This is a genomic window from Hymenobacter baengnokdamensis (assembly GCF_008728635.1).
GTDB lineage: Bacteria > Bacteroidota > Bacteroidia > Cytophagales > Hymenobacteraceae > Hymenobacter > Hymenobacter baengnokdamensis.
The window spans coordinates 182,409-208,945 of sequence record NZ_CP044285.1; the positions used below are offsets into that span (position 1 = coordinate 182,409).

Here is a 26,537-nt window from a genome sequence, read left to right on the forward strand (position 1 = left end):
GGCGTGATTGCAAAGCGCAAAGTTAAGGTAGGCGGCCGGAGCTTAGCTGCCCGCCGCTGCCGCCTGAATACTTACCGAGAGCCGGGCATAAAGTTCTTGCCAGGCGGAGTGGGCGGCCAGCGCCGCCTCATGGGCCGCCAGGGTAGCCGCATCGTGACGCACGGCCGGCCCGGTTTGTACCGCAAAGGGCGAGGGTTGCGCCGCCAGCGCCTTGCTTATGGTTTCCTGCACCAAAGGGTGCAGTAGCTCAAACGGCAGGCCTGCTCCGGCGAGCAGCGCCTGCGCCACCCCCAGCAGGTGGTTGGTAAAGTTGCTGGCAAATACCGCTCCCAGGTGCAGCTGCAGCCGCCGCGCCGAATCGAGCAGGGCCACACGCTGGCTAAGGCTACGGGCCAGGGTTAGCAGCCGGCCCTCGGCCACGGCAGTGGATGCCTCCACAAACAGGGGCACGGCCGGCCAATCGATAACTCGTCCGGGGCTGAAGGTTTGCAAGGGGTACAGCACGCCGCCGCGCACCTGCGGCACGGTCTCGAACACCGCCAGCGGCAGGGCGCCGGCCGTGTGCGCCACTACCGCGCCCGCCGGCCACGGCACCGCGGCGAGCAGGCTCGCCACCGCCGCGTCGGGCACGGCCAGCAGGTACACCTCGGCAGCCGGCAGGGCCGCCGTAGCTTCTGCCACCGATAGCCCCAGGCAGCCGGGCAGCTCCGCAGCCAGGAGCGCGGCCGGGCCGGGGGAGCGACTCGCAATAAACACTATATAGTGGCCCGCTGCCTTTAGCGCCGATACCAGAGCCGACGCCACCCGCCCGGCTCCAAATACCCCGATTGTCAGGGGCGGGCTGGTCTCATGTGTTGTATTCACCGGGCAAAGTTCGCTCGCCGAATGAGAGCAGCTGCTGTATTTTGCGTGGCCAAGATTAAAATAATCTGAAGATAATTTGCTGAATAAGTAGCATATTGTGGCCGCAAATAGCCACCAATACATTTCCTAGATGTAAGGCAACGAGTCAGTTGATTCGTTATCAATGAGTTTCTTCATTTTTTCTCCACTTTTCTTTTTTCACATGATGAATTCTTACACTCGGGTGAGTTCCTGGAGCCATCGGCTACGGCAGCTGGGCTTGACGGCCCTGCTGCTGGGCGGCGCTGCCGTAGCGGGGCAGGCGCAGAATTTAAACTACACTGTTGGTACGGCAGCTAATGTGGCTGGTACTTATACAGACCTTGCGGCTACCGGTACAGCTATCACTACGGCTAACACCGATGATGCCAACTCGACAGCGCAAGACATTGGCTTTACATTCAGCTATAACAACCTGAATTTTACCCAATTCATATTAAATACCAATGGCTTTATCAAGCTGGGAGCTACTGCTCCTTCCGATACTAAGCTATTCCTTTCGGAAACTGATGCCAATCAGCTTGATGTGTTTCAAAGCCCGAATGACCCGAACGTCATTGCGGCTTTCAATGCTGATTTAACGGCCGCTGCCGTTGGGGGCACTGAATACCGGGTCGCTACCACCGGAACTGCTCCAAACCGCGTTTGTACCATTCAGTGGAAAAATGTATCTGACAAAGCAGCTACAAACCCAACTCAATACACGAACCTGAATTTTCAGGTCCGCCTATACGAAACAACCAACGTGGTTGAGCTGGTATACGGCCCCACTACTGCAGGGACTACTTCGGCTTTGCGCTTTATGCAAGCCGGGGTAAAAGGCACTTCCCTTTCGAACGGACAGGGAGTGCAGCCTACCAAGCAGTCGAGCGCAGCTTGGTCTACAGCAGTTTTCTCCGACTTTGCCACTGTCATCTCCACGCAAGTATTAAATACGGTTAATTTTCGCAGTATTGCGCCTCCCGATGCTGGCCGCACATTCCGCTTTTCGCCAGCTCCTCCCACCGATGCTGCTGTAAAGGCTATTTATACCCTCGGCAAAATTGCTACTCAGTCTGCTCTGCCTCACTCTGTAAAGGCTGTTATCTCCAACACTGGCTCAACTGCTCTTACCAGCCTGCCAGTAACCCTTACTGTGAGCGGAGCTAATACGTTTACCGATACTCAAACGATTGGTTCTTTGGCGGTAGGAGCATCGGCAACCGTTACGTTTGCAGCCTATCCGACGACACTGGCTACAGGTACTAACTCGGTAGTAGTTACGATTCCTAACGATGGCAATGCGGCTAATAACACAGCCACCTATGGTCAGCTAGTCACGCCAGACCGAATCTCTTATACCGACCCTTCTGTTAATTCCAACCTAAGTGTAGGACTAGGCAACGCAATTTTTGCGGCTAAATACACTTTACCTGCTGCTACAGTTATAGGTGACGTTATCGTTACGTTCGGGGCTATTACTGGCAATACTGCTCCTTTCCAGGTGGTTATATATGATGCTAGCGGCACGGGTGGCATACCGGGCCAAGCTCTTTATACCTCTGCCACTCAAAACCGGACAGCCGCGGGCGGCCCTGTTACGGTAACACTACCTGGGGTAGCTGTTCCAGCTTCCTTTTATGTCGCTGTTAAGGAAACCAGTGCAACGAACGTGGGCGTATCCTATCAGGTTGAAGACCCAATCCGGCCTTCAACTTTCTACTACACGGCCAATAACGGCACTACTTGGACCGACTTTATCAATGTGACGCCCAAAGCCCGGGTAGCAATAGAATTTGGCACCATTGTTCCTAATTGCTCAGCTCCGACGGGTGTTGTTGCCAGCAACGTGACGGCAACTGGCGCAACTATCGCTTTTACCGCCCCTGCTACCGGTACCTCAGGCTATCAAATCGTTTATGGCCCTACAGGCTTTAATGTGGTAACTGGGGGCACAACGGTAACCACAACAACTGCCTCACCTGTAGTACTTACGGGCTTAACGCCCGCCACGACCTACCAGGTGTACGTACGCAGCAACTGCTCGGCCGGGGGCACCAGTGTTTACATCACTCCGGTGACCTTCACCACTGCCTGTGACCCGACTAATGTAGTCTCGACTTTTCCTTACAGTCAGAACTTCGATACTATTCTGTCGGGCCAGTCTTTGCCCTGCGGCATTACCACGCTGGATGCCAACAACGACGGTACTACCTGGCGCATCTCGACCGAGAACCCTTACTCGGGCACCAACGATATGCGCTACAATGGCATCCCACTAAACAACGTGGCGGCCGACGACTGGTTCTTTACGCCGGCGCTGGTACTGGCTCCGGCCAGCAGCAGCACCCGCTACCAGGTGGCATTCCGCTACCGCACTTCGGGGGTGGGCACCACGTCAACGGGTACCGAGAGCCTGGAAGTTAAATCGGGCACGGCCGCGACAGTTGCCGGCCAGACCAACCTGCTCTTTACCAATAATGCCATCACCAACACGACGTACGCACTGGCTAACGGCTCCTCAACTCCGGTAGTAGCCTTGCTGCCCGCTGGCACCAGCACGCAGTACGTGGGCTTCCACATCAAGAGCGCGGCCAACCAGGGCAACCTCTACATCGACGACGTGAGCGTAACGGCCGTGACCGTAACCGCTACTACCTCGGAAGCGCTGCTCAAAGCCACCACGGTATTCCCGAACCCTTCCAATGGGGTATTCTCGCTTGACATTCACGGCGCCAACGCCAAGGGAAGCCTCGGTGTGCAGGTAGTTAATACGCTCGGCCAGGTAGTATACACGGGCTCGGCCCGCGATAACTACAGCAACAAGCTCGACCTGAGCAACCTGGCTCCCGGCCTCTACAACCTGCAGCTGCGCAACGGCGACGATACGCTGACCCGTCAGATTGCCATCGTGAAATAAGCTCACATACGATTCCCAACAAAAAGGCCACCCCGCTGGGGTGGCCTTTTTTGCAAGCCCGGCCGCACCCATGGGCGCATTCATGTTTAATATTTATATATGAAATACTATATTATACACTCGTATTCCGCCGCCGTGTCGCCTTCCGCGAAAACCTCAGTTACAGCGATTTCCTACTCAGTGTACGGGTCCATGTAGAACGGGGTGGCTGGGCGGGCCTGCCAGGAAGCATGGCCCCAAACCCAGAATTTATTATAGTATACAAGTCAGCAATCCTGCGGAACGCCAGCCAGTAAAGCTCACTTAGAGCGGAGTACGAACTGCGGTTCAGGACGGTATAGAGACGCCTCTTTGCGTCTCGTCGTTGTTTAAACCGCGCAGCTATAGTCGTTCAGCGCCGAGACGCAAAGAGGCGTCTCTACGGCATATACCCTGGCTTAGAAACTGCGCTAAAAGCACTGCTATTTGCACGTATCTCACAAAAAAGGCGCTCTGATTAGAGCGCCTTTTTTGTGAGATACGTGCAAGCTGGCTAGCTGGCCAGCACCTGCGAGCGGGCGGCCCCGGCCCGGCCTACGGGCTCAGCGGCAGGCACGGCGCGGGCAGCCCGGCGCTGACGCATGCTCAGCACCAGGCCAAAGCCCATGAGCAGCGTGCCGCCCCAGAGCAGGTTGATAAAGGGCTTTTCGGTGGCCTTCAAAATGATGTAATCTTTGCCGGTAGTGCTGATGGCAAAGGTGAACTTACCCTTAACGGGGTCAATCTGGTCGAGGGTGAGGCGCAGGCCCAGGTCCTCGATAATCTCGGGCACGCGGCCCACCTGGCGGTCGCGCAGCAAGAATATAGGGTGCGCGTGATATTGCCGCCCCTTCTCGCCGGTGATAATCATGTCGGCCTGCAAGGCAATGTCGCCGGTTTGCAGCTTAATGCCGGGCACCTCGTGCGCCTGCTCGATGGCACGGAACACGGCGAAGTAGTCGTTCAAGAACAGCGTATCGCCCACGCTGAGCTCGTGCGGAATGGCCGGGCTCCACGGAATCTCCTTGCGCGGGTCGGGCACGGAGGAGATGTGCGAGTAGATGTCGTGGTCCCAGAAGCGCTGCAGAGCGGGCGAGGCCAGCAGGCCACCCATCTCCTCATTTACCTGGGCGCGGGGGTAGAGCGTAAATTTCTGCCCGGTCTTCTTGTCGTTGTACTCGACGCGGTAATAGGTGTTTTCGGGGCGAATCGTGAGCGTATCACCGGTGTGGTAAAACGTTTTGTCGCCCTGCTTAATTTCGCCCCGCGCCACGGCCTTATACTCGTCATCGGTGCGGTACAGCAGCTGAGTGTTTACGTAGTCGGGCACGCCGGGCACGTCGAGGTACTGGCCGGTGTAGGTTACGTCGTAGCCATTCATCAGGCCGGTTTCGTTGCGCCACAGCAGCACGTTGTTTTCATTGTCTTGGTCGTTCATCTCACGCGAGATGAGCTTGCCGCTCATGTTGCGCGAAATCACGTTGGAGTAACCCGCCGAGGCCAGAATGCCCAGCAGCATCAGGGCAATGCCCAGGTGGGCAACGGCCCCGCCCGAAAGCGTAATACCACGACGCCACAGCCCGAAGAGCGTGCCGGCATTGGTCATGATGCCAAACAGCCCCGCCAGCAGCAGCACCACGTAGGGCGCCGACATGGTATGGCCGAAATAGCGGGTCAGCAGCACCACCAGCGCCGTGGTGAGCAGCGCCAGCATGGTCGGCGTAGCCAGGGCATTGATAACCGACTCCTTGGTGTTGCGCCACCACAGCACCTGCGCCACGCCCGAGAGCAGGCCAATCAGCACGCCGGCCCACAGCTGAATGCGGGTGTAGTGCTGAATCTGGTCGGCGGGCAGCGCTAAGTTAGATTTAATACCGATAAAGCCCAGAAAGGCATTATAAACCGGGATACTGGTAGTAGCCACTACCTGGAAAGCGGCCAGACAGAGGACCGTAGCTCCCAGAAACACCCACAGCTCGGGGCTATAGGCCGTCAGCTCTTTCTCCGAAACCGGGATGCTCTTCCAGCGGGCCGCCAGCAAGGCAATGGCGCCCACCGCGAAGAAAGCCAGGTAGATAATCAGCTGGCCCGACAGGCCCAGGTCGGTAAAGGAGTGCACCGAGGCATTGCCCAGCACGCCGCTGCGCGTCAGGAATGTAGCGTAGAGAATGAGTACGAACGTGGCAATTACCAGCGTATAAGCAGTGCGCAGGCCGATGCGCCGCCGCTGCCACAGCACCATTCCGTGCAAAGCCGCGATGAGTACAAGCCACGGAATATAGACGGCATTTTCTACGGGGTCCCAGTTCCAGAAGCCGCCGAAGTTCAGGGTTTCGTAGGCCCAGTAGGCTCCCATCATAATACCGATACCCAATACCGCGCCGCCGAAGGCGGTCCAGGGCAGGGCGGGCTTTACCCAGCCTGTCAACTCCTTTTTCCAGAGGCCGGCAATAGCAAAGGCAAACGGCACCAGCGTGAGCGCAAAGCCCAGAAACAGCGTGGGCGGGTGAATTACCATCCAGTAGTTCTGGAGTAGGGGGTTGAGGCCCGAGCCGTCTTTGGGCACGAAGTTGGGGTTGATTTTCCAGACCGGCAGGTCTACCATAAAGTCACGCAGCAGGATAAACGGCGACGAGCCGATTTTTACGCCTCCCACCACTACGCCCAGAATCATGCTTACCAGGAAGGCCTGCACCGTGGCAAACACGGCCAGCACGGGCGCTTCCCACTGGCGGTTGAATTTCATAATACCCAGGCCCAATACTACGTGCCAGAATATCCAGAGCAGAAAGCTTCCCTCCTGCCCTTCCCAGAAGCAGGAAATCATGAAGTGTACCGGCAGGTGGTTGCTGGAGTGCGACCAGGCGTAGTAGTACTCGTAGCGGTGCGTGTAGATGATGGTAAACAGGCAGGCGACTACCGCCAGCACGGCCGCGCCGTGCACAAAAAAAGCTCCGCGCGCCAGCCGCAGCCAGCTGCCCTCGGGCTGGCCCAGAGCCCGGCCCCGCGCCGCCTGAAAGTAGCCATAAGCGGCTACTGCCGCTGCCACGAACGCCAGAATTACACTGGCCTGACCAAGATTTCCAAGTACTAAATTCACGGGCAAGCTGTTTTTTCTACAAAGGTACCGCCCAAAGGGCAGGGCGGGGCGCGGCGACCAGTGTGGCAACGACCAACCGACCAGCTTTTTTGTTTACCTTCAACACCGGTTGATTGCTACACCTTCTATCTGCTCCTGGTTCCTTGACCTCTCCTACGCCCACCCTGCCAGCCGCTGCGCCTCATGACTTTGCTGCCCTGGAGCTGGAATTGCGCCAGGCCCGCGCCGAGGCGGCTACCGCCCGCCAACAGCTTGCGGCCCTTACCGACTCGCTGAGCGAAGGGCTTCTGCTAATTGGAGCCGATGGGTACGTGCTGCTTATTAATGACCAGTTTTGCCGCCTCATCGGCTTGCAGCTGCCGGCGGGGCAGTGGTTAGGAATAAAAGCCTTGAAGCTGGCAGGCCAGGTACGCGAGTACGTGGCCGACCCCGTGGCCTATGACGAAGAAATAACGCAGGAGCTAAGCGAAACCCGGCGTAGCGGCCCGCTGCTGCTGCGCGATGGGCGTACCCTGGAGCGCGAGTCGCACCGCGTGAGCCTGGGCGATACAAGCGGCTGGCTGCTGAGCTACCGTGATGTGACCCGGCACCGCCAGATGGAAGCCCAGCGCGACGCGCAGCGCCGATTTTACGAAACTATTCTGGATGAGGTACCGGTCGAGATTGCCGTGCTCGACGAGCAGCGCCGCTATGTGTACGTCAATCCGCAGGCCGTGCCTGATGCCGAGCACCGCGCCTGGCTGCCCGGCCGCACGCTTCGGGAATACTGCGCCCGCTATGGGTTTCCGATGGCCCTGGCCGAATACCGCGACCGCATGTTTGAGCAGGCCGAGGCTAGCACGGAGCCGGTCAACTGGGATGACTGCACCCCGGTACCCGGCGGCGAAGTGCACCACCAGCGGCAGTTCAAGCTGCTGTCGGGGGCCGGGAAGGGCCTGCCCTACATGCTGGGAAGCGGCCTCGATGTAACGGCCCGCGTGCAGGCCGAGGAGCGCAGCCAGCGCAGCGAGGCGGCCCGGCGTGAGCAGCAGGAATTTATTCAGCAGGTGCTCGATACCAGCCCTAACCCGATATATGTGCGCGATTCTGCTGGCCAGGTAGTATTTGGCAACCGGGCGTTGTTTAAGCTTGATGAGCCTCAGCCTCAGCTACCTAATGAGGCGCTACGCAACATAAAAGCGCAGGAAGCTGCGCAGTATGCCGCCGTAGATGCCCAGGTGCTGGCTACTGGCCGCGAAGTAGCCGCCGAAGAGCCATCAACTTCCCCAACTGGCGAGCTGCGCTGGTTTTATTCTATCAAGCGCCCGCTGGTGCGCCCCGATGGCACGGTGCAGGTGCTGGGCGTGAGCACCGATATCACGGCGCTGAAAGCTGCTCAGCTGGCCGCCGAAGAATCGGCGAAAGCCCGCGAAAACTTTCTGGCCAATATGAGCCACGAAATTCGCACTCCCATGAACGGTGTGCTGGGGATGGCTGCCCTGCTGGCCAAAACCCGTCTTAGCCCGCAGCAGCAGGAGTTTGTCCGCACCATTCGCAGCTCGGGCGCCCATTTGCTGGGCGTGCTCAACGACGTGCTCGATGTGTCTAAAATCCATTCGGGCAAGCTGGAGATGGAGCACGTGGCGTTTCATCTCCACGAGTCGATGCAGCAGGCCGTGGCCACGCTCACCCTCCAGGCCCAGGACAAAGGGCTGACGTTCGGCTTCAAGCCCTTTGCCAGCGACGAAGTACCCTGGGTATTGAGCGACCCGTTTCGCCTCAATCAGATTCTGCTCAACCTGCTTTCCAACGCCATAAAATTCACTACCAGTGGCAGCGTGTGGCTACGCAGCTTTCTGGTGGGCGAAACCGACGAAGAGCTGCTGGTGCGATTTACGGTGCAGGACTCCGGCATTGGCATTGGCGAAGAAGCGCTGGAGCGCATTTTTGAAAGCTTCACGCAGGCCTATGCCGATACCACCCGGCGCTACGGCGGTACGGGCCTGGGGCTTACCATCAGCCGGGCGCTGGTAACGCAGCTGGGGGCGAGCTACAGGTAACCAGCAAGCTGGGCCAAGGCAGCACCTTTTCGTTTACCCTGCCGCTACGCAAAACCGCAGAGCCGGCCCCGGTTATTGCCGGGGCTTTCGATACCGGGCAGCTGCGCGGCATTCGGGTGCTGCTGGCCGAAGACAACCCCATCAACCGCACCGTAGCCCGCCTGCACCTGGTGCAGTGGGGCGTGGAGGTAGACGAAGCCGAGGATGGACTGGTGGCCCTGCAAAAGCTCCAGGCCCAGCTCTACGATGTGGTGCTGATGGATATCCAAATGCCCGGCATGAGCGGTATTGAGGTGACGCAGCGCCTGCGCCTTATGCCCGAACACGCCCGGGCTGCCCTGCCCGTGCTGGCCCTCACGGCCAACGTGTTTCGGAGCGATAACGAAAAATACCTGGCCGCCGGGATGGACGACTACCTGGCCAAGCCCTTTACCGAAGAAGACTTGTATGCCAAGCTGGTAGCTTTGCTAAGCCGGCCGCAAGCTGAGCCGGGGCCGGCCGGACTGCCTGCCTACAGCCTTACCCGCCTGCGCGAAGAAGTAAAAGGCAATGCCACCTTCGTGGCGGCAATGGTCAACTCTTTTCTAACGCACATGCCCGCCAGCCTGCAAAAAGTGCGGGCGGCAGCCGAAGCCCACGACTGGCTACAGGTAGCGGAGCTGGTGCATCACATCAAGCCCAATATTCTTACCCTCGATATCGAAGCTGCCCGGGCGGTGCTACCCATCCTGGAGCCCGCGCCGGCGCTGTTTCCAACCCCCGACGCGCCCGCCCGCCAGGTGGCCGTGACGCAGCTGCTGGCCGCTATCGAAGCCGTATTGCTGGAGCTGCCGGGCGAGCTTACCCAGCCGGCCGGGCACCAAGCGGCGCGACGCTAAATGCCGCGCAGCCGCTTGAAAAAGCCCTCCTGGTAAGCCTTAGCCACGGGTACTTCGTGGCCGCCGGGCAGCTGCAGCTGATTGTCTTCTACTGCTTCGATGAGCTCGGTATTTACCATGTAGGAGCGGTGCACGCGCACGAAGTGCGCGAACGGCAGACGCTCTTCAAAGGTCTTGAGTGTAGCATACACAATGTGCTTATGCTTTAGCGTTACGAGCACCGAGTACATCGACATGGCTTCGATGTACAGCACTTCATCGAAATTGATGCGGGTGAGGCGGTTATTTATCTTTAAAAACAAGGCGTTGCCATCGGCTCCGAACATAGCCTCGCCCAGCTCTTCGGGGGCTGGGGCGTGGGCTATGCGCTCGCTCCGGATGCGGTCTACCGTCCGGATAAAGCGGGCATAGTCGAGCGGCTTTACCAGGTAATCGGACACGCGCAGCTCGAAGGCATCAACGGCGTAATCGCGGTGGGAGGTTACGAGGACCACCGCCGGGGTAGGCTCGGGCAGAATGCGTACCAGGTCGAGGCCGGTAAGCTCGGGCATACTAATATCAAGCAGCAGGATATCAGCAGTTCCACCTTTTCGAAAGTAGTTCAGGCAGGTCACGCCGTCGGCAAAAGAGCCGGCGAGCACAAGCCCATCGGTGATGTTTACGTAATGCTCCAGCATGAGCCGGTTCATTTCATTGTCATCAACTACGACGCAGGCTAGCTGGGGTAAAGCAGCCGCAGTAGAAGTGCCGGTAAAGTTCATCAGAGGAGCAAGAGAGGTAGGCACAGTAAGAGCAGCGCAGCAGCTAGAAGCCAGGTCAGCAAGTTAAGTCAGAAGCTGGCAGTCGCCCGCCAGCGACCCTGGCCGGCTACACTTCAGCAGCCAGTGGCTCAGGGTAATAGTCCTGCCTATTTTCTAGCCTAAAGCTAATAATCACAAAGGCCGCTTACTGTTGGCAGATTTGCTGCGCTTATCGTGCTTTAGCAAGTATTTTATATATAGTAAATCATTTATATAACCTAAGGAATCGGTAGGCAGAGCGTGGACCCACGCCAAAGCGACAGCCATGAACTGCACTGGCCGGCCTGCTGCCAAGCAGCCTGTTCATTCCGCTTAATTATTCATGGCTGTGGCGGGCGGACCAGTTTTGCCCAGGTCTTTCTCCACATATTTACTGGGGCATTTGGTCAGAATCTGGTCGGCCTCAAAAACGCCGTCTTTCATGGCTCCTACAATCACCACCTGCTCCGACTTATCGAGGTCCTGCGGCTTAGGATTACGGTACACCACGCGCTGCGCTACGTGTAGCGTATCTACCATAGTGAAGGCGAAGTAGTTTGGGTTAGCTACGGGGTCATATTCCAGGCCTATCGGGCGCTTATCGGCATCGCGGGGCAGGGTGCCCACTACGTGCACCTTCGCCGGGTTGCCAGCGGCTGCCTGCTGCCGGGCGATAGTAAACGTCGAATACGTACTGGCATCCGACATAGTACTGATGATAATACCTACCGCGGCCGCGATAACCACTAAAACAAAAATGTGCGACTTTTTCATGCGGGCAAATGTGAATATGGGCGGAATATAGAAAAAATGGGCGGAATAGAGAAGGGTGCTAAGTAAAAGCTTGCTACGTGGTTAATGAGTAACATTTTCCACATTTTCAAATTCCATATACTCCCCCCATTTTATCAGCGGCCCTCTACCTCGCGCTCCAGGCGACTCACCTTGCGGTCGAGGCGCACCAGATACAGCAGCAGGCCGCTTAGAATGATGACAATAACCAGCACGACCACGTAGATTTTGCCGCTCTGGCGCAGGGCATCGGCCATCTCGGGCTGGTCGGCCGCCACGGCGCTGGCCTGAGCCAGGACCGGGCCAGCCAGCAGCAGCAAGGGCAGCAGCCAGGCCAGCGACCGGCTAAGCAAGTTGTTTTTCATATATTTTCTCTTTTACAAAAGCCAGGCGGCAAGCTACTTCGGTAATCCAGACGCCCAGGAGCGTCCAGCCGATAACGGCCGGATAAAACACCATGCGCATTGCGCTATCAAGGTCGTACTTCGAGAAGCCGGGATTGCCCCCCATGCCGGGGTGCAGCGACGCCGATGCCAGCCGGGGCATGATAAACAGCAGCGGAATGGCCGCCGCAAACGCAAAAATATTATAGATGGCCGAAAGCCGCGCCCGCTGCTGCTCATCGGGCACGGCCCCGCGCAGCACCAGGTAAGCCGCATAAATGAGCATGGTAACGGCCGCCCCGTTGAGCTTCACGTCGGTAGTCCACCAGGTGCCCCAGGTGTAGCGGGCCCACAGGCTGCCGGTCATCAGCCCCAGGCAGCCCAGCAAAATGCCGGTTTTGGCCGACTCGTGGGCCAGAATATCGAGGTGCGTGCTGGGGCTGCGCAGGTAGCGGATAGAGTTGACGACCGAAGCGAGGAGGATAATGGTCATCCCAAACCACATCGGCACGTGGAAGTACAGATTGCGCTCCGTTTCGTTGAGAATAGCCAGGCGGGGCACATGGCCCAGCAGGCCCATCACCGCCGTGTAGAGCAGCAGCACAATGGCCAGGTATTTCCACCACTTCATTTTGTAAATGCTTAGCTGGCAGCGGTTAGCCAACAGCTTCTTTTAGGAAGTAAAAGCGAAGTAAGCTTGGGTTTAAAACCCGCCGCTCAGCTGCGCCATAGAAAAGGAAACAACAGATAAGACACCGCGCCCACAATAAAGTTCAGCGCCACCAGCGTAATGACCGAGCTCTGGCTGGCTTCCCAGGGCAGGCCATCAAGCGCATTTTTACTTACTTTCACCAGCAGCAGCAGCACGGGCACCAGCACCGGCAAGCCCAGCACAGCCAGCAGCGTACCACCCCCCTGCCCGGCCCGCGCCGCAATACCCGATACCAGCGTCAGCGACGAAGCCAGGCTCAGGGCACCCAGCGCAATACTGCTAGTGTAAAGCAGCCAGTCCTGCACCGGGTTGCCGAGCAGCAAGGTATACAGCAGCAGCCCCGGAATAGCCAGCGCCAACAGCAATAGCGCGTTGTAAAAAATCTTAGCCAGTATTACGGCCTCGGGCCGGGCCACGGTGTAATAGTAGAGCCGCAGGCCGGCCGACTCCTGGGCCAGCCCCCGCCCCGCCGCCCCGAGGGCCGCAAAGAGCAGAATAACCCAGAACAGCGCATTCCAGGCAGGCGGGGGCGGAGCCCCCCGCGAAAGCTAAAGCTGAGGTAGCTAACGTACACTGTGCCACCCACATAGAGTAGCAGACCACCCAGGGCGCTGCGCTGCCGCCACTCCAGGCGCAGGTCTTTCAGCAGCAACAACCAGATTTCAGCAAGCAGCGACACGGCTGCAAAAGTAATGCGTAATGGGTAGTAGGTAATGTTGCACCGTCTACCCGGCCTACACTACCTACTACCCATTACGCACTACCTGCTTAAAAGTCGTGGCCCAGCGTGAGATAGGGCTTGGGCTTGGAGGTTACGTAGTTTTCGCGGGCCCAGGCCATGTCGAACTTCACGTAAAAGCCCAGCAGACTGCTGCGCACGCCGGCCCCGTAGCCCATCAGGATGGGATTGCTGAAGTTGGTGACGGTACCGAAGAAGGGGCTGCCCGAGTTGACGTTGGCGATGGGAACGGTATTGTTGGAATTGTCTTCGCCAAACGGGTTAGTGCCATTGTAAGCGGTACCCGCATCGAAGAAGCCCACAAACTGCAGATTCCGCAGAAAGCCGGAATAGATGGGCCGGTTGGCGAAATACTGCACAATGGGAATGCGCAGCTCACTATTGAACAGCACGTAGCGCGTGCCGGTGCGCTTGCTCAGGTCAAAGCCCCGCAGATTGGTTACGAACTGCTGGTAGAACATGGTAGTGGGGTCGGGCAGAGCCTGATTGCTGCCCGCAGGCACCAGCAGGCGGTCGCCGGTATAGCTTTGGTTTATCCAGTTGTCCATGCCACCGAGGCGAAACACCTGCGGATTGCTACCCGACTCGGCCAACCCAAAAAACTGGCCGTAGCTGGCCCGGTTGGCCCACACTATCTGGCGATGAATCTTTTGATAGTGACGCAGGTCGATGTAGAACTTGCCAAAGTTGTTGGCCTTGGTCTGAATATCGTTAATTTGCAATATACCCACTTTCATGCGGGTACCTACCAACATATTGACCCCGGTGGCCCGCGAGTTATCGAACACCAGTTCGGCGTTGTAGCCCAAGTAGTTACGGGCAATGTCACCGTCGGTCGTGCTGTTGCCGGTAAGCGCCCGGCTAATGTTGTCGTAGCGGGGCCCGCCCCGCAAGCTCAGGCTATGCGTGAGCGGGTAGGCCAGCGTAGGAGCCACCTCGTGGCGGCCAAAGCGCAGCAGCTGACCCGAGCCCGTGCCATCATCGAAGAAATAAGCCTGCTTCTGATACGCCAGGGTCCAGTCGAAGCGCCGGGTCACATTGGTGTACGAAACGTTGATGTTGCTCGTACGGAAATCGAGCTGCCCAAAGATGCTGGCCTGAAAGCGGTTATTCTCAAACGCATCGGAAAGGTTGGCCTGCAGCGACAACCCGAAGCCCAGCAGGGGGTCGATAGCCACGCCTGTCATCAGGTTATCGGCCATGAAGCGGGTGTCGTAGCGGTAAGGGCCGGCAATGGCCGGGCTGCTTCCCGGCCTGCCGGTAGTGGTAGCCGCGCGGGCCGGCGTACGGCGAGGGCGTACCGGCGCAACATCCTCATCCTCCTCAAACTGATAGTTGTTGGGGTTGAGCGGCGCGGTGCTGCCACGATGTTTGCCCGGCGTGGCAGTGGCAGCCGGCGTAGCCGCCGCAGGCGTGGTGGCGGGGGCCGCCGTTTGCGGCGCGGCAGCCTGCGGCCGTACCGGCGCCGGCTGCGAGCGGTTTTCCAGAATGCGCTGGCGCGAGGTTTTGCCAACTACCAGGTTGGCAGGCAGGTCGTAGTGCGGATACAGGAAGAGCAGGTCGCGGGCCTGCACCTGCGGAATAAAGGCCAGCGCGCCCGAAGGCATGCTGAGGTCAAAGTCCTGAATATTCGCCGCAAAGTTGCTTACCGGCTGGTGCTGGCCGGTTTTGCGCGAGTAGCGAAACAACCCCCGCACCCCGCTTTCTTCGCCCAGGTACACTATCTCGTCGTCGGAAAGCGGGCGGGGGCGGGTTTCGTTGGAGATAGTGCTTACCAGCGGCTCAATGGGCGTAGCGCGGCCATCGAGGTGGCAGATAAACAGGTCGTAGTTGTTGACTACGTTCGGAAAAGTAGCCGGCCGGGCATGGCCGGTCGAGTCGAGGTAGCGGTTAGAGCTGAATACCACTTCCTGGCCGTTGGGCATAAATACTGCCTGCTGGTCGTCAAACAGGTCATTGGTCAGCCTTTCGGGCTGCCGGCTGCCGGCCCGCAGCAAATAGATATCGTTCTGCCCATTTTGCACGGCCGTAAATACCAGCGCTTTGCCATCGGCCGAGTAGTTCATATCAAGCACCTCATCATAGGGCGCGAAAATGGTGGCCGGGTGGCGTAGGCGGAGCGCGCCGCGCAAGCGGCCAACTAACACCGTGCGGGTGGCATCGTGCACGTGCAGGGTCATGCGGCCTTGCTGCATCTCGGCCACGGCAAGCTGGGCATTGCCGCGCCAGGCCAGCACGGGCAGCCGGGTTTCTACCTGCTGGTCGGGCGTACGGTAGCCGCCCTGAAGCAGCGTGTGGCGGTGCGAGCCGTCGCGGTTAGCTATTACCACATGGTAGCGGCCCTGCTCATTTACGGCGTAGGCCAGGTGCTGGCCATCGGGGCTGAAAACGGGCTGCGAAAACACGTCGAGCCCACGCTTATTGCGGCTGCTGAGGCGGTTAGCCTCGGCGGGCACCACCAGGGTAGCCAGCGCGCCCCCCGTGTTGATATCGCGGTAGTAGCTCACCCAATTACGCAAAAATACCTTGTAGGGCACATTGAGCGACGACGAGATGCCTACTTCCACGTCGCGGGTGATGCGCGTAAGATTCAGCACGTTCTGCACCGTGCCGTAGCCGTAGCGCTCGGCAATGTAATTCCAGATGCTGTGGCCGGCCAGCCGCGGGTTGCGGGTAAAGAACTGGGCCGTCCGGTTGCCGCTTGGGTACTGGCGCACCATGTCGCGCATGTACGCATCCATGTCGATGCTCCAGCCCTCGGCCGCGTAGGCCGAGGCCCCACTGACAAACCAGTCGGGCAGCTGCAACATATAGTTACTTTGCAATACTTCACGCAGCGAGCCGCCGTATAGCATATCGTTGAGCAGCACCTGCGTTATCTGGAAGCTCAGCTCGCGCTTGAAGTCGGTTTGGCGGCCCGTAAAGGCCACTTGTACTTTAGTTTGCTTGGCCAGCTGGGCCTCGCCCCCGTTCACGGCATTGGCCACGGGCAGCCCGATGTTGCTCTGCCGCAGGTCGCCGACCGAGTTGTAGAGCATGAGCGTGGTCTTGCTGTAGGGGAAGTACCCCACCAGGGCCGTAATGCGTTGCAGCTCCTGCTCGGCATACTCGGCCGTGCGGCGGGCGCTTGCTTCTCCGCCTGCATAAAAATAGACGTTGAAATTCTGGGTTGAAAACTCCTCCCAATTGAATTTCTTGTACTGAATGCGCACCCGGCCAAAGGGCTCCTGGGCAGTTTGGGCGCGGGCGGGCAGCACCGTGGCGCCGGCCAGCAACAGCAGCAGTACCCAATAGCCTGCTTCCCGCAGTGGGCCGGCGGCAAGCCGGCGAAATGATTGGAAAAAATTCACAGCAAATCAAGTCAGAATAATGGCAGAAGAAATGTAGACCGGCCACAACAAAAGCCTCTCCCGGAACCAGCAGCAGCGCTTCCTGTTCTTAACGCACAACCGGCCGGTCTGGTGTGCGAGTATCGGCAACTTAGGAAGGACAATGCGCATAGTAACGAGCTAAGGTAACATCGGGCCAGAGCTCGGCACCACTGCCAAGGTGTTCGGCTAGCAAGGCGGCCAAGCGCGGAGCCAGGCTCACCCCCTTGGAGCCAAAGCCGCCAAAAAGGGTCAGCCACGGCAGGGTGGGATGCCGGCCCAGCAGCGGGCGGCGGTCGCGCACGGCGGGCCGCACGGCGCGGCGCTCGCCCCGCACCTCAAACGGCAGGGCCGTAAGCCCGGCCAGCCGCCCGGCCAGCTCGCGCCGGTCACTGTCGTCGGGCTCGGTAGCAAAAGGCGGCCAGCGGTAGGTGGCGCCCACCCGAAACTGGCCTTCGGACCCGGCCGGCACTACGTAGGCACCCCGATTGAGTACCTGGTCCGGGCTAAGGCCGGGCACTACCACATCGAGCACCGCGCCCTGATTTGGGGTAAGCGGCAGCCAGCTGAAGTGCGGGCAAGCCAGCGCCGCTACGCCCTGGCAGCACACTACCTGCCGCGCCCGTAGCTGCCCCGGCGCATAAGCCACGCCCGTGCCGCTGCTAACGAGGTGCTGCCAGCTAAAAGTTTCTTCGCGCAGCCAGCCCTCCGCCCGGCCTTGCCGGGCAAGCAAGTTCAAAAGCCACTCTACGCGCAGGTGGCCGCCCCCGCGCAGCCAGGCGCCGCCAAAGGGAGCCAGCAGACCCGCCCGCTCAATGGGCGCCGACTCGATTTTCTCGACGAAGCCTTCCCAGGGGTTGGCTGAGGCCCGCGCCAGCATCTGCTGCTGCTCCTGCTCGGAGCCGAATACCTTCAGAATAGGACTGGCCTGAAAAAAATCTTCGCCAAATTCGGCAGCAAGGGCTTCATAGTAGGCAACAGCGTAAGGCAGCGTTTCCTGCGCCCGCCAGGTAAGGGCAAAGCGCTTGCCGGCCACGGGGTTCATAAGGCCAGCCGCCACGCGGGACGCCGTATCGGGCCGGGGGTCGTCGTACACCAGCACGCGGTAGCCGCGCCCGCGCAGCTCGCGCGCCAGCACCGCCCCGGCAATGCCGTGCCCTACTAGCAGGTAATCGTAGTCGGAGAAATCAGTCATTGGCAGCAGCAAAGTACGGTGGGAGGAAGTGAGGGCGGCAGCAGCGCAGAAAGGCAGCGCGCCCCTGGGGTTCGGCGGCCCTCACTTCCTCCCAATTACCTTTGCCGCATGCTCCGAATAGTCAGCTTTACCTTCAACGCTTTCAGCGAGAATACTTACCTGCTTATCGACGAGGCGAGCCGGGCCACGGCCATTGTGGACCCCGGCGCCTACTCGGCCGATGAGCAGCGCACCCTGCGCCACTACCTCGAAAGCGAAAAGCTGGTTGTGCAGTACCTGCTCAATACTCACGCCCACATCGACCACGTGCTGGGCAATGCCTTTGTGCTGCGGCACTACCCAAACATACCCTTTTTGCTACATTCGCTCGACCTGCCCACCCTGCGGGCCGTGCCAACTTACGCCGGCCCCTACGGCTTTGCGGCCTACGAGCCGGCCGAGCCCACGGGTGAGCTAACCGCCGGGCAGGTTATTGAGCTGGGGGAGAGCCGGCTGGAGGTGCGCTTTGCCCCTGGCCACGCGCCGGGCCATGTGGTGCTCTATGATGCCGCCGGCGGGCAGCTGGTGGGCGGCGACGTGCTGTTTAAGGGCAGTGTGGGCCGCACCGACCTGCCGGGCGGCGACCACGCCACGCTGCTGGCCAGTATCAGAAAAGAGCTGTTTTCGCTGCCCGATGCCACGGTGGTGTACCCTGGCCACGGCCCGGCCACAACTATCGGCGAGGAGCGGCGGAGCAATCCGTTTTTGCAGTAAGCGCTGAATTCGGACTTTTAACTTTTATCAGGGTAAAGGGGAAGCAGCTACTCACGGCTTCGCTTGTCAGAATTACTACTCACAACAGTGGCGTAAGGCATGAGAAAGCCGGCGCTGTGCTCAGGCAGTCAACTCCTTGAAACGACATATTCCCAACGCTGTTACCTGCCTCAACCTGCTGTGCGGGTGCCTGGCGCTCACGTTTATTTTTCGGGGCAACCTGGTAATGGGCGCCTACCTGGTGGGCATCGCCGCCGTAGCCGACTTTTTTGACGGAATGTTGGCGCGGGCACTGCGCGTGTCGTCGCCCATCGGCAAAGACCTCGATTCGCTGGCCGATATGGTATCGTTTGGGGTAGTGCCGGGGGCCATCTTGTACATGCTGCTGACCAGCCACGAGGCGTGGGCAGCGAGCGGCTGGCACTGGCTGGCGCGCCTGGGGTTCGTGGTGAGTATTTTTTCGGCCCTGCGCCTGGCTAAGTTCAATAACGACACGCGGCAGACAACCTCGTTTATCGGCCTGCCTACGCCGGCCTGCACGCTGGTAGTAGCCTCGCTGCCGCTCATTCTGGCCCACGACCGGTTTGGGCTGAGTGGTATCATCCTCAATCCGTGGCTGCTGCTGGGCCTTACTGCGCTGCTCTCGGGCCTGCTGGTGGCCGAGCTGCCGCTCTTCGCCCTGAAATTTAAGAACCTGCGCTGGCTGGGAAACCGGCGGCGGTTTATTTTTGTAGGGGTGGCGCTGGGGCTGGTCGCCACGCTGCGGTCGGCCGGCATACCGGTGGCGGTGCTGCTCTACGTGCTCATGTCGGTGCCCGGCCGGGTGCGCAGCCGCGACGGCTTCGAACCCAGCCCCGGCAGCCCGCAATAAGTTGGCCGCTATTACTGTTAGGTTGCCGCCAATCGTGTAGCCGCCTGACAGCTGCCGGGCCACGAGCAGCCTGTTTATATTTGAGTAGTGCCTTAGCAGGTAGTATATATGCGAAACCTTTTCTCGATGCTGCTGCTGGGAATACTGGTGGGCTTTACCGTGCCAGCGTATGCCCAGGCGGGCGGCCCGGCGCAGGTAGTGCCCGTTAGCCTCAGCTGGACCACCTACGCCAGCCTGCCCAACCCGCGGGCCAACGCCGACGATGCTCCGCGCCGCGTACCTAGCTTTAAGGGCGCTTATCATGGGCCCGGTGCCGTGGTGGGCACCTACACGCTGCGCCTGGCCGGCACCATCGGCAGTGGTGAGCTGCGCGATGCCGTGTACGAAGCCTTTCCGGCCGCTGATGTCAAGCTGCTGGGCAATACTACCTTACCCGCCGCGCCGGCCGTGCAGCTGCGCTACGGCACCGAGGCCCGCCGCCCATACACCTACGTGCTGATTCAGCCCGTGCGCCGCAACCCGCAAACCGGCCAGGCCGAGCGCCTGCTGTCGTTTTCCTACGCCGGCCAGGCTACCGGCAGCAGCGCGGCCGCCCGCTCCACGGCGGGCCGGGCCCACGTCAGCACGTCGGTGCTGAGTAAGGGCGACTGGTTTAAAATCGGCGTGCCGCACAATGGCGTTTATAAGCTCGATAAGGCGACGCTCAAAAGCCTGGGCCTGCCCGTAGCCACCCTGGACCCACGCCGTATCCAGCTCTTTGGCAACGCCATCGGGCTGCTGCCCCAGGCCAACTCTGCGCCCCGCCCCGACGACCTGGCCGAAAACAACCTGCTGTTTGTAGGCAATGGAGATGGCGTATTCGATGACGGCGAATACTTTCTGTTCTATGCCAGAGGGCCGCATACCTGGCGGGCCAGCCAGCCGGGGGCTATCGCGCTTGCCGCCGACCCTACCCGGCCCGGCTTGTTCGGGCTGCTGGGCGAAGGCGGGCGCTTCAAGCACATCAACAACTTTTACTGCGACACGGCCTACTACTTTGTGACGGTGGGCAACCAAAACGGGCGGCGTATTCCAACGGTAGCTGCCCCCGGCAGAGCGCCGCAGGGAGCACCCATCACGACGTTTCTGGACCGCCGCTTCTACGAGCATGACCTCGTCAACCTTCTACACTCGGGCCGCCGCTGGCTGGGCGAAGCTTTTACGAGCAGCAACCCCCAGCGCGACTTCGTTTTCAGTGGCGACGGCAACCAGCCGCTGGCCGACCTGGTAGCCGGCGATACCCTGCGCCTGACCGTAGCCACGGCCAATACCGCTTTGCAAAACAGCAGCTTCGATGTGGCGCTTAACGGTGCCAAGCTGGGTAGTCAGTCGCTGCCCGGCATCCCCAACGGCTCGTTTACGGCCGTGGCTACCAACGATTTTCACACCTTTACCACCCTCACCCCGGCCGGCCTCACCGACCCCAAGGTGACGCTGACTTTTTCCTCGTACGATGCGGCCGGCACCGGCTACCTCGACTACCTGGAGCTGGTGGTGAAGCGCCAGCTGCGCCTCAGCGGCTCTTACCTGGAGTTTAACTCGCTCAACTACAAGCGGGGGGCCGGCACCGTAGGCACCTTCACGGTAGCCAATACCAGCCCCGGCACTCAGGTGTGGGAAGTAACCAACCCGCGCCAGCCGCAGGCGCAGACCCTGGACGCCAGCGGCAGCTTTCTGGCCTACACCGACTCGCTGCGCGAGTTTATAGCCGTGCAGCCCAGCGGCACCTTCGATGCGCCCCGGCTGTTTGGCAAAATTCCGAATCAGAACCTGCACGCGCTCAACAGCGATGGCAAGCTGAATCTGGTGATTGTAACCTACCCGCCCTTCCAGGCGCAGGCGGAGCGGCTGGCCCAGCACCGCCGCGACTACAACGGCCTGAATGTGGCCGTGGTAACCACCAAGCAGGTGTACAACGAATATAGCTCGGGTGGGCAGGACGCCACCGCCATCCGCGACCTGATGAAGCAGGTGTACGACCGCAACCCCGACCCGGTAGGCAACCGCGGCTACCTGCTGCTGTTTGGCGATGCTTCGTTCGACTATAAGTCGTCGCCCTACAACGATGCCAGCCAGCAGCCCGCCTGGTGGGCGACCCGCGCACCCTTCAAAACCACTTCCAACTTCAACGCGGCTAACCAAGACTTCGTGCCTACCTACGAGTCGCGCGAATCGTTTCAGCCGGTGGACAACTTCAGTAGTAGCCGTGACAATATTGAGGGGCTAAACAGCTATTCATCAGAAGACTACTATGGCTTGCTCGACGATAGCGAGGGCGAGTGGATAGAGGCTAACGTGGGCAATTTCGAAGCCACCGACATCGGCATCGGGCGCCTGCCCGTGCGGACGCCCATCAACGACCGGGCTAATACGGCTCAGGCCCAGCAGGTGGTAGATAAGCTCATTGCCTACGACTCGCCGGCCAGCTTTGGCAAGTGGCGCAATCGCATCACCCTCACGGCCGACGATACGGACGCGGAAAAAACGAACGAGTTTGCCTTCGATTCGGAAACGATTTTTGCCCCCACTATCAGCTCCAGCGAGCCGGCCTACAACCTGCGGAAGGATTATCTTGACCTGTTTCCGCAGGTAAGCGTAGCGGCCGGCCAGCGCTCGCCGGCCGCCGTGGCCGCCATCGACGAAGCACTGGAGCAGGGTTCGCTGCTCATCGGCTATACCGGCCACGGCGGGCCGCGCGGCCTGGCCGATGAGCAGATTATCACGATTCCTTCGCTGCTGGCGCTCAATAACCAGAACCGCCTTACTTTCTTCGTAACCGGCACCTGCGACCTGAGCACCTACGACAACCCCGACTTTACTTCGGCGGGCGAGCAGGTGCTTACCGATAATGCCACGGGGGGCGCAGTCGGGCTATTTACCACTACCCGCGTAGTCTATTCAAATTTTAATACGGAAGTTGTTAATAATTTTTACACCCAGGTGTTAACCCGCAATGCAGCGGGCACCCTGCCCTATCTGGGCCTGGCGGCCAGCACTGCCAAAAACAATTCGCCCGGCGGCGACCTTAACAACCGCAACTATACTCTGCTCGCCGACCCTACTACCCGCCTGGCCTACCCTGGCCAGCGCGTGGTACTCGATTCTATCAATGGCCACCACGTGCAAACAATTACGACCAGCCTCGACACGCTGCAGGCCCTTGGCCAGATGCGCCTGAGCGGTCACATCGAAAACAATGGCGTGCTGAACCCCGGCTTCGGCGGCACGGCCGACATCACTATTTTCGACAAGCCCATAACGGTGCAGACCCTGGGTGATGCAGGCTCCCCTAAAATTGATGTGCAGACGCAGGAAAACGTAATTTATGGCGGGCAGGCCACCGTACGGGCCGGCCGCTTCTCCGTTAAGTTTGTGGTGCCCAAAGACATTGCCTATAACGTGGGTAAAGGTAAAATCAGCCTGTACGCCGCCGACCTCGTCAACAAAGTAGATGCCCAGGGGTATCAGCTGGCCCTGGTGGGCGGGGCCGCGCACGGGGCCACCAGCGATACCCGGCCGCCGCTGGTTCACTTGTTTATTTCTACCTCAGCCCTGCCCAACGATACGTCCTTTGTATCGGGCGCCACTGCTACCCCAAACCCGCTGCTCATTGCCCGGCTCAAGGACGCATCGGGCATCAACACGTCGAGCGCGGGCATCGGGCACGATATCACCCTCACGCTCGACAACGACCCCACCAAGCTGGTAGTGGTAAACGATGCCTATACTACCGATGTCGACAACTTCCGCACCGGCCTGGTGCGCTACCTCTACAAAGACCTGGCGCCCGGCCCCCATACTATTCGCCTCAAGGCCTGGGATACGCACAATAATTCGGCCGAAGGCACAGTTGACTTCCTCGTTGCGCAATCGGCGCAGCTGGCCCTCGACCACGTCTTAAACTATCCCAACCCTTTCAGCAACATCACAACCTTCCACTTCGACCAGACCCGCGCGGGCTCCGAGCTGGATGTGCAGGTGCAGATATTTACCATAGCCGGCCGCCTCGTCAAAACCCTGCACGCCAGCTTTCCGTCCAGCACGGCCCATATCCCCAGCACTCACCAGGACCCCAGCCTGAGCTGGGACGGCCGCGACGACTACAACGACCAGCTGGCGCGGGGCGTGTACGTGTACCGGGTCAGCGTCCGCTCGGGCGACCAGGTAGCTACGAAGTTTGAAAAGCTGGTGCTATTAAATTAGATTTATACTATATAATGAATTTTTAATTTAATAGCTCCTTCGTGTTGAGTAAGAATAACCTTCTTTCTTTGCAACGTTTTCAGTGACGCTTGTATTCTTACATTCAGAGTAGCACTTTACTAAATCCTATGACTTTTTTTCGTACGCTGGGCTTTACGCCGGCGCTCTTGCTGCTGGCCGCCCCCGCGGCGCTGGCGCAAGTAGCCACTGCCGACCTGCACACCATCACCACAGCAGTGCCCATCCTGACGCTGAGCCCCGATGCGCGCGGCGCGGCGCTGGGCGATGCCGGCGTGGCGACCTCGCCCGATGCCAACGCAGCCTTTTACAACCCCGGCAAGCTGGGCTTTGTAAATTACAAGTATGCCTTTTCGCCGTCGTATTCGCCCTGGCTGCGCCAGATTACCGACGACATGAGCCTGAGCTACCTGTCGGGCTACGGCAAGGTGGGCGACCGGGGCGCTATATCGGCCTCGCTGCTTTACTTCAACCTCGGTAATATCGACTACCGCGACTTCCAGAACCTGCCCAACGGTAATTTCAACCCCAAGGAGTATGCCTTTACGGTATCGTATGGCCAGAAGCTGGGAGAAAACTTCGGCGTAGGCGTGTCGGCACGCTACGTGCGCTCCAACATCATCGGCTCGTTTCCGGGCGGGGGCGATGCCCAGCCGGGCAGCTCATTTGCGGCCGACCTGGGCGCTTATTACAGCAAGGATGCCACCATTGGCACGGGCGTGTATAACCTGGCCTTTGGCCTGGCGGTCACCAATATTGGCAACAAGATGGTGTACCGGGATGCGACCAACCCCAGCTTTCTGCCCACTCAGCTGCGCCTGGGCACGGCCATTACCCGCGAAATAGACTCCTACAATAAGATAACGCTGGCCTTCGACGCAACCAAGCTGCTGGTGCCCTCGCCCTACTACGAAACCCCCAATAGCAAAGACACTGCCCAGACAGCCCGGGTGCAGCGCATAGACCGCGAACGCCAGCAGCAGGGCATTGTTTCGGGTATCTTCAGCTCGTTTAACGACGCGCCGGGCGGCTTTAAAGGAGAGCTTCAGGAAATTAACCTGCACGGCGGCATGGAATACTGGTACGACAATAAGATTGCGGCCCGCGTCGGCTATTTTTACGAAAACCCACATACCGGCGCCCGCCAGTACCTGAGCTTCGGCCTGGGCGCGCAGTTGTCGGTATTTGGCGTCGATGGCACGTACCTGGTGCCCAACTCGCAGGCCAACCCATTGGCGCAGACCATCCGCGTATCGCTGCACTTCAACCTCAACAAGCTGGCCGATGCCTTTGATGAGAAAGGCGCGGGTGGCACGCAGGGCACGCTGCCCAACTAAAGGGGCAATAAGCGGTACGACGTACAAAAGGGGCTGGGGAGCAGGACTGAAGCAGTCGCCGCTCCCCAGCCTCACTTTTTAGTGCTGGCTGCTGCATGTAAACTGCCCGTTTACTGCATTATTTTTAAGCTTTTATTCAAAAACGCTGTGCTCAATCGCCTTCAGCCCCCTCCTACCCAGCCCCTTACCCAGATTGTACTACCCAGCCCGCAGGTGAGCACCCTGCCCAATGGCGCGCGCCTGCACCTGCTGGCCAACGATGCTCAGCCCGTGCTGCGCCTGCAGGTAGTGCTGCCCGCCGGCAAGCGCCAGGAGCCGCAGCCAGGTATCGCGCAGCTCACGGCCCGCATGCTGACCGAAGGCACGGCCACGCGCTCGGCACGCGAGATTGCCGATATGGTAGCTTTTTACGGGGCCTCGCTCGAATGCGAGTCGGGCCCCGACCGCAGTACGCTCACGCTCTACTGCCTGGCCCGGCACCTGCCCGACCTGCTGCCGCTGGTGGCCGAAGTACTGGCCGCCCCCAGCTTTCCCGAAACCGAGCTGCGCCAGCTGCAAACCCGCATCAGCCAGAATATGCGCGTAGAGCGCCAGAAAACCAGCTACCGCGCCAGTGAGGAGTTTAACCGCCACCTGTTTGGGGCCGAGTCGGCCTACGGCCGGCCGTTTGACGAAGCCTCCTTTACTGCCTTTACGGCGGCCGAGCTGCGGGCTTTTCATGCGGCCGCCTACGCACCGGCCGGAGCCGAGCTGTTTTTGAGCGGCGACGTGGCCGCCGCGGCCGCGGCCGTGGCGACGCAGCTGGGCCAGTGGCAGCCCGCTACCGGCGCGGTGCCCGCCGCGCTGCCTACCCAGCCGCCACTGCTGCCCGAGCCCGCTCCTACCGGGATAGTCAGCGTACCGGTTGAGGGGAGTATTCAGGCTTCGCTACGCGTAGGGCGGCGCTGGCCGGCTCCTACCGAAGCCCAAACGCCCGAGCTGCTGCTGCTGGTCAAGATTCTGGGCGGCTACTTTGGCTCGCGGCTCATGAAGAATATCCGGGAAGACAAGGGCTTTACCTACGGCATTCATGCCAGCGTGGTAGCGCGCGAGCAGGCTACCGCCCTGGTTATCGGCACCGATGTAAACGGCGAAAGTGCCGGCGCCACCCGCTTCGAGATTGCCGCCGAGCTAACCCGCCTGCAGGAAGAGCCGCTGGCTGACGATGAGCTCGAAACCGTTAAGAACTATACGCTGGGCAAGCTGCTGGGCGAAACGGCCACCGTATTTGAGCAGGCCGACCGCTACCGCTACGTGGTGCTGCAAGGCCTGCGGCCCGACTACTATACCTACCTGGTGCAACGCACCCAGGCCGTGACGGCCGCCGAGCTACAGGCCCTGGCCCGCACCTACCTCAGCCCCGCCGACATGCTGACCGTAGTGGCCGGCGGCGAAGTGCCGGAGCTGGTTTATTAATTCTCCGTTTTTGTTACGCGCTGCTCGTTGATAGTCTTTTTAGTTTGGCTATCAAC

17 protein-coding genes are annotated in these 26,537 nt (G+C 59.9%); 8 read left to right on the forward strand and 9 right to left on the reverse strand.

The window, feature by feature from the left end:
• Nucleotides 1–42: 42 nt before the first annotated feature.
• Nucleotides 43–864: a Rossmann-like and DUF2520 domain-containing protein gene (locus F6X24_RS00735; protein ID WP_191906396.1), complete on the reverse strand. Its 822-nt coding sequence runs from the start codon at nt 862–864 to the stop codon at nt 43–45.
• Nucleotides 865–1,069: 205 nt separating this feature from the next.
• Between F6X24_RS00735 and F6X24_RS00740 the strand changes: the two genes are divergently transcribed.
• Complete coding sequence (locus F6X24_RS00740; RefSeq protein WP_191906397.1) at nt 1,070–3,802, forward strand: T9SS type A sorting domain-containing protein; 2,733 nt, start codon at nt 1,070–1,072, stop codon at nt 3,800–3,802.
• A 532-nt stretch (nt 3,803–4,334) separates the two neighbouring features.
• Here F6X24_RS00740 and ccsA (F6X24_RS00745) read toward each other — a convergent pair.
• Complete coding sequence (gene ccsA, locus F6X24_RS00745; protein WP_151085809.1) at nt 4,335–6,920, reverse strand: cytochrome c biogenesis protein CcsA; 2,586 nt, start codon at nt 6,918–6,920, stop codon at nt 4,335–4,337.
• Between the two features lie 143 nt (nt 6,921–7,063).
• On the opposite strand from ccsA (F6X24_RS00745), the gene F6X24_RS00750 reads away from it, so the two are divergent.
• Both F6X24_RS00750 and F6X24_RS00755 read left to right on the forward strand, forming a co-directional pair.
• Complete coding sequence (locus F6X24_RS00750) at nt 7,064–8,959, forward strand: PAS domain-containing protein (RefSeq protein WP_191906398.1); 1,896 nt, start codon at nt 7,064–7,066, stop codon at nt 8,957–8,959.
• Between the two features lie 116 nt (nt 8,960–9,075).
• Nucleotides 9,076–9,837 (forward strand): response regulator, encoded by a 762-nt coding sequence (locus tag F6X24_RS00755; RefSeq protein ID WP_191906399.1) that lies wholly within the window; start codon nt 9,076–9,078, stop codon nt 9,835–9,837.
• On the opposite strand, the gene F6X24_RS00760 is transcribed toward F6X24_RS00755, so the two are convergent.
• The 7 genes from F6X24_RS00760 to F6X24_RS00790 all read right to left on the reverse strand — a co-directional run bounded on the left by F6X24_RS00760 (nt 9,834) and on the right by F6X24_RS00790 (nt 17,805).
• Nucleotides 9,834–10,622, reverse strand: a complete 789-nt coding sequence (locus F6X24_RS00760; protein WP_151085812.1) for a LytR/AlgR family response regulator transcription factor — start codon at nt 10,620–10,622, stop codon at nt 9,834–9,836. The two genes, F6X24_RS00755 and F6X24_RS00760, sit on opposite strands and share 4 nt — an antisense overlap.
• Before the next feature lie 327 nt (nt 10,623–10,949).
• Nucleotides 10,950–11,390 carry a cytochrome c maturation protein CcmE domain-containing protein gene (locus F6X24_RS00765; RefSeq protein WP_151085813.1) on the reverse strand — a complete coding sequence of 147 codons (441 nt, stop codon included), beginning with the start codon at nt 11,388–11,390 and terminating at the stop codon, nt 10,950–10,952.
• Nucleotides 11,391–11,524: 134 nt separating this feature from the next.
• On the reverse strand, nt 11,525–11,773 hold the full coding sequence (locus tag F6X24_RS00770) for a CcmD family protein (RefSeq protein ID WP_151085814.1): 249 nt from the start codon (nt 11,771–11,773) through the stop codon (nt 11,525–11,527).
• A complete protein-coding gene (gene ccsA, locus F6X24_RS00775; protein WP_151085815.1) occupies nt 11,754–12,422 on the reverse strand; it encodes a cytochrome c biogenesis protein CcsA in 669 nt (222 codons plus the stop codon). Before ccsA (F6X24_RS00775) ends, F6X24_RS00770 begins: the two co-directional genes overlap by 20 nt.
• 86 nt (nt 12,423–12,508) lie before the next feature.
• Nucleotides 12,509–13,012 carry a heme exporter protein CcmB gene (locus F6X24_RS00780; protein WP_317132527.1) on the reverse strand — a complete coding sequence of 168 codons (504 nt, stop codon included), beginning with the start codon at nt 13,010–13,012 and terminating at the stop codon, nt 12,509–12,511.
• A 259-nt stretch (nt 13,013–13,271) separates the two neighbouring features.
• Entirely contained in the window at nt 13,272–16,592 is a 3,321-nt protein-coding gene (locus tag F6X24_RS00785; protein ID WP_151085816.1) for a PD40 domain-containing protein, read from the reverse strand.
• A gap of 130 nt (nt 16,593–16,722) precedes the next feature.
• Nucleotides 16,723–17,805, reverse strand: coding sequence for an NAD(P)/FAD-dependent oxidoreductase (locus F6X24_RS00790; protein WP_151085817.1), 1,083 nt, complete (start codon nt 17,803–17,805; stop codon nt 16,723–16,725).
• Nucleotides 17,806–17,913: 108 nt separating this feature from the next.
• Between F6X24_RS00790 and F6X24_RS00795 the strand changes: the two genes are divergently transcribed.
• The 5 genes from F6X24_RS00795 to F6X24_RS00815 all read left to right on the forward strand — a co-directional run bounded on the left by F6X24_RS00795 (nt 17,914) and on the right by F6X24_RS00815 (nt 26,481).
• Nucleotides 17,914–18,558 carry an MBL fold metallo-hydrolase gene (locus tag F6X24_RS00795; protein WP_151085818.1) on the forward strand — a complete coding sequence of 215 codons (645 nt, stop codon included), beginning with the start codon at nt 17,914–17,916 and terminating at the stop codon, nt 18,556–18,558.
• Nucleotides 18,559–18,694: 136 nt separating this feature from the next.
• Nucleotides 18,695–19,429 (forward strand): CDP-alcohol phosphatidyltransferase family protein, encoded by a 735-nt coding sequence (locus F6X24_RS00800; RefSeq protein ID WP_151085819.1) that lies wholly within the window; start codon nt 18,695–18,697, stop codon nt 19,427–19,429.
• 108 nt (nt 19,430–19,537) lie between these two features.
• Nucleotides 19,538–23,671, forward strand: a complete 4,134-nt coding sequence (porU, locus tag F6X24_RS00805) for a type IX secretion system sortase PorU (protein ID WP_151085820.1) — start codon at nt 19,538–19,540, stop codon at nt 23,669–23,671.
• Nucleotides 23,672–23,799: 128 nt separating this feature from the next.
• Entirely contained in the window at nt 23,800–25,026 is a 1,227-nt protein-coding gene (gene porV / locus F6X24_RS00810) for a type IX secretion system outer membrane channel protein PorV (RefSeq protein ID WP_151085821.1), read from the forward strand.
• A gap of 147 nt (nt 25,027–25,173) precedes the next feature.
• On the forward strand, nt 25,174–26,481 hold the full coding sequence (locus tag F6X24_RS00815) for a M16 family metallopeptidase (RefSeq protein WP_151085822.1): 1,308 nt from the start codon (nt 25,174–25,176) through the stop codon (nt 26,479–26,481).
• Nucleotides 26,482–26,537 lie beyond the last annotated feature (56 nt).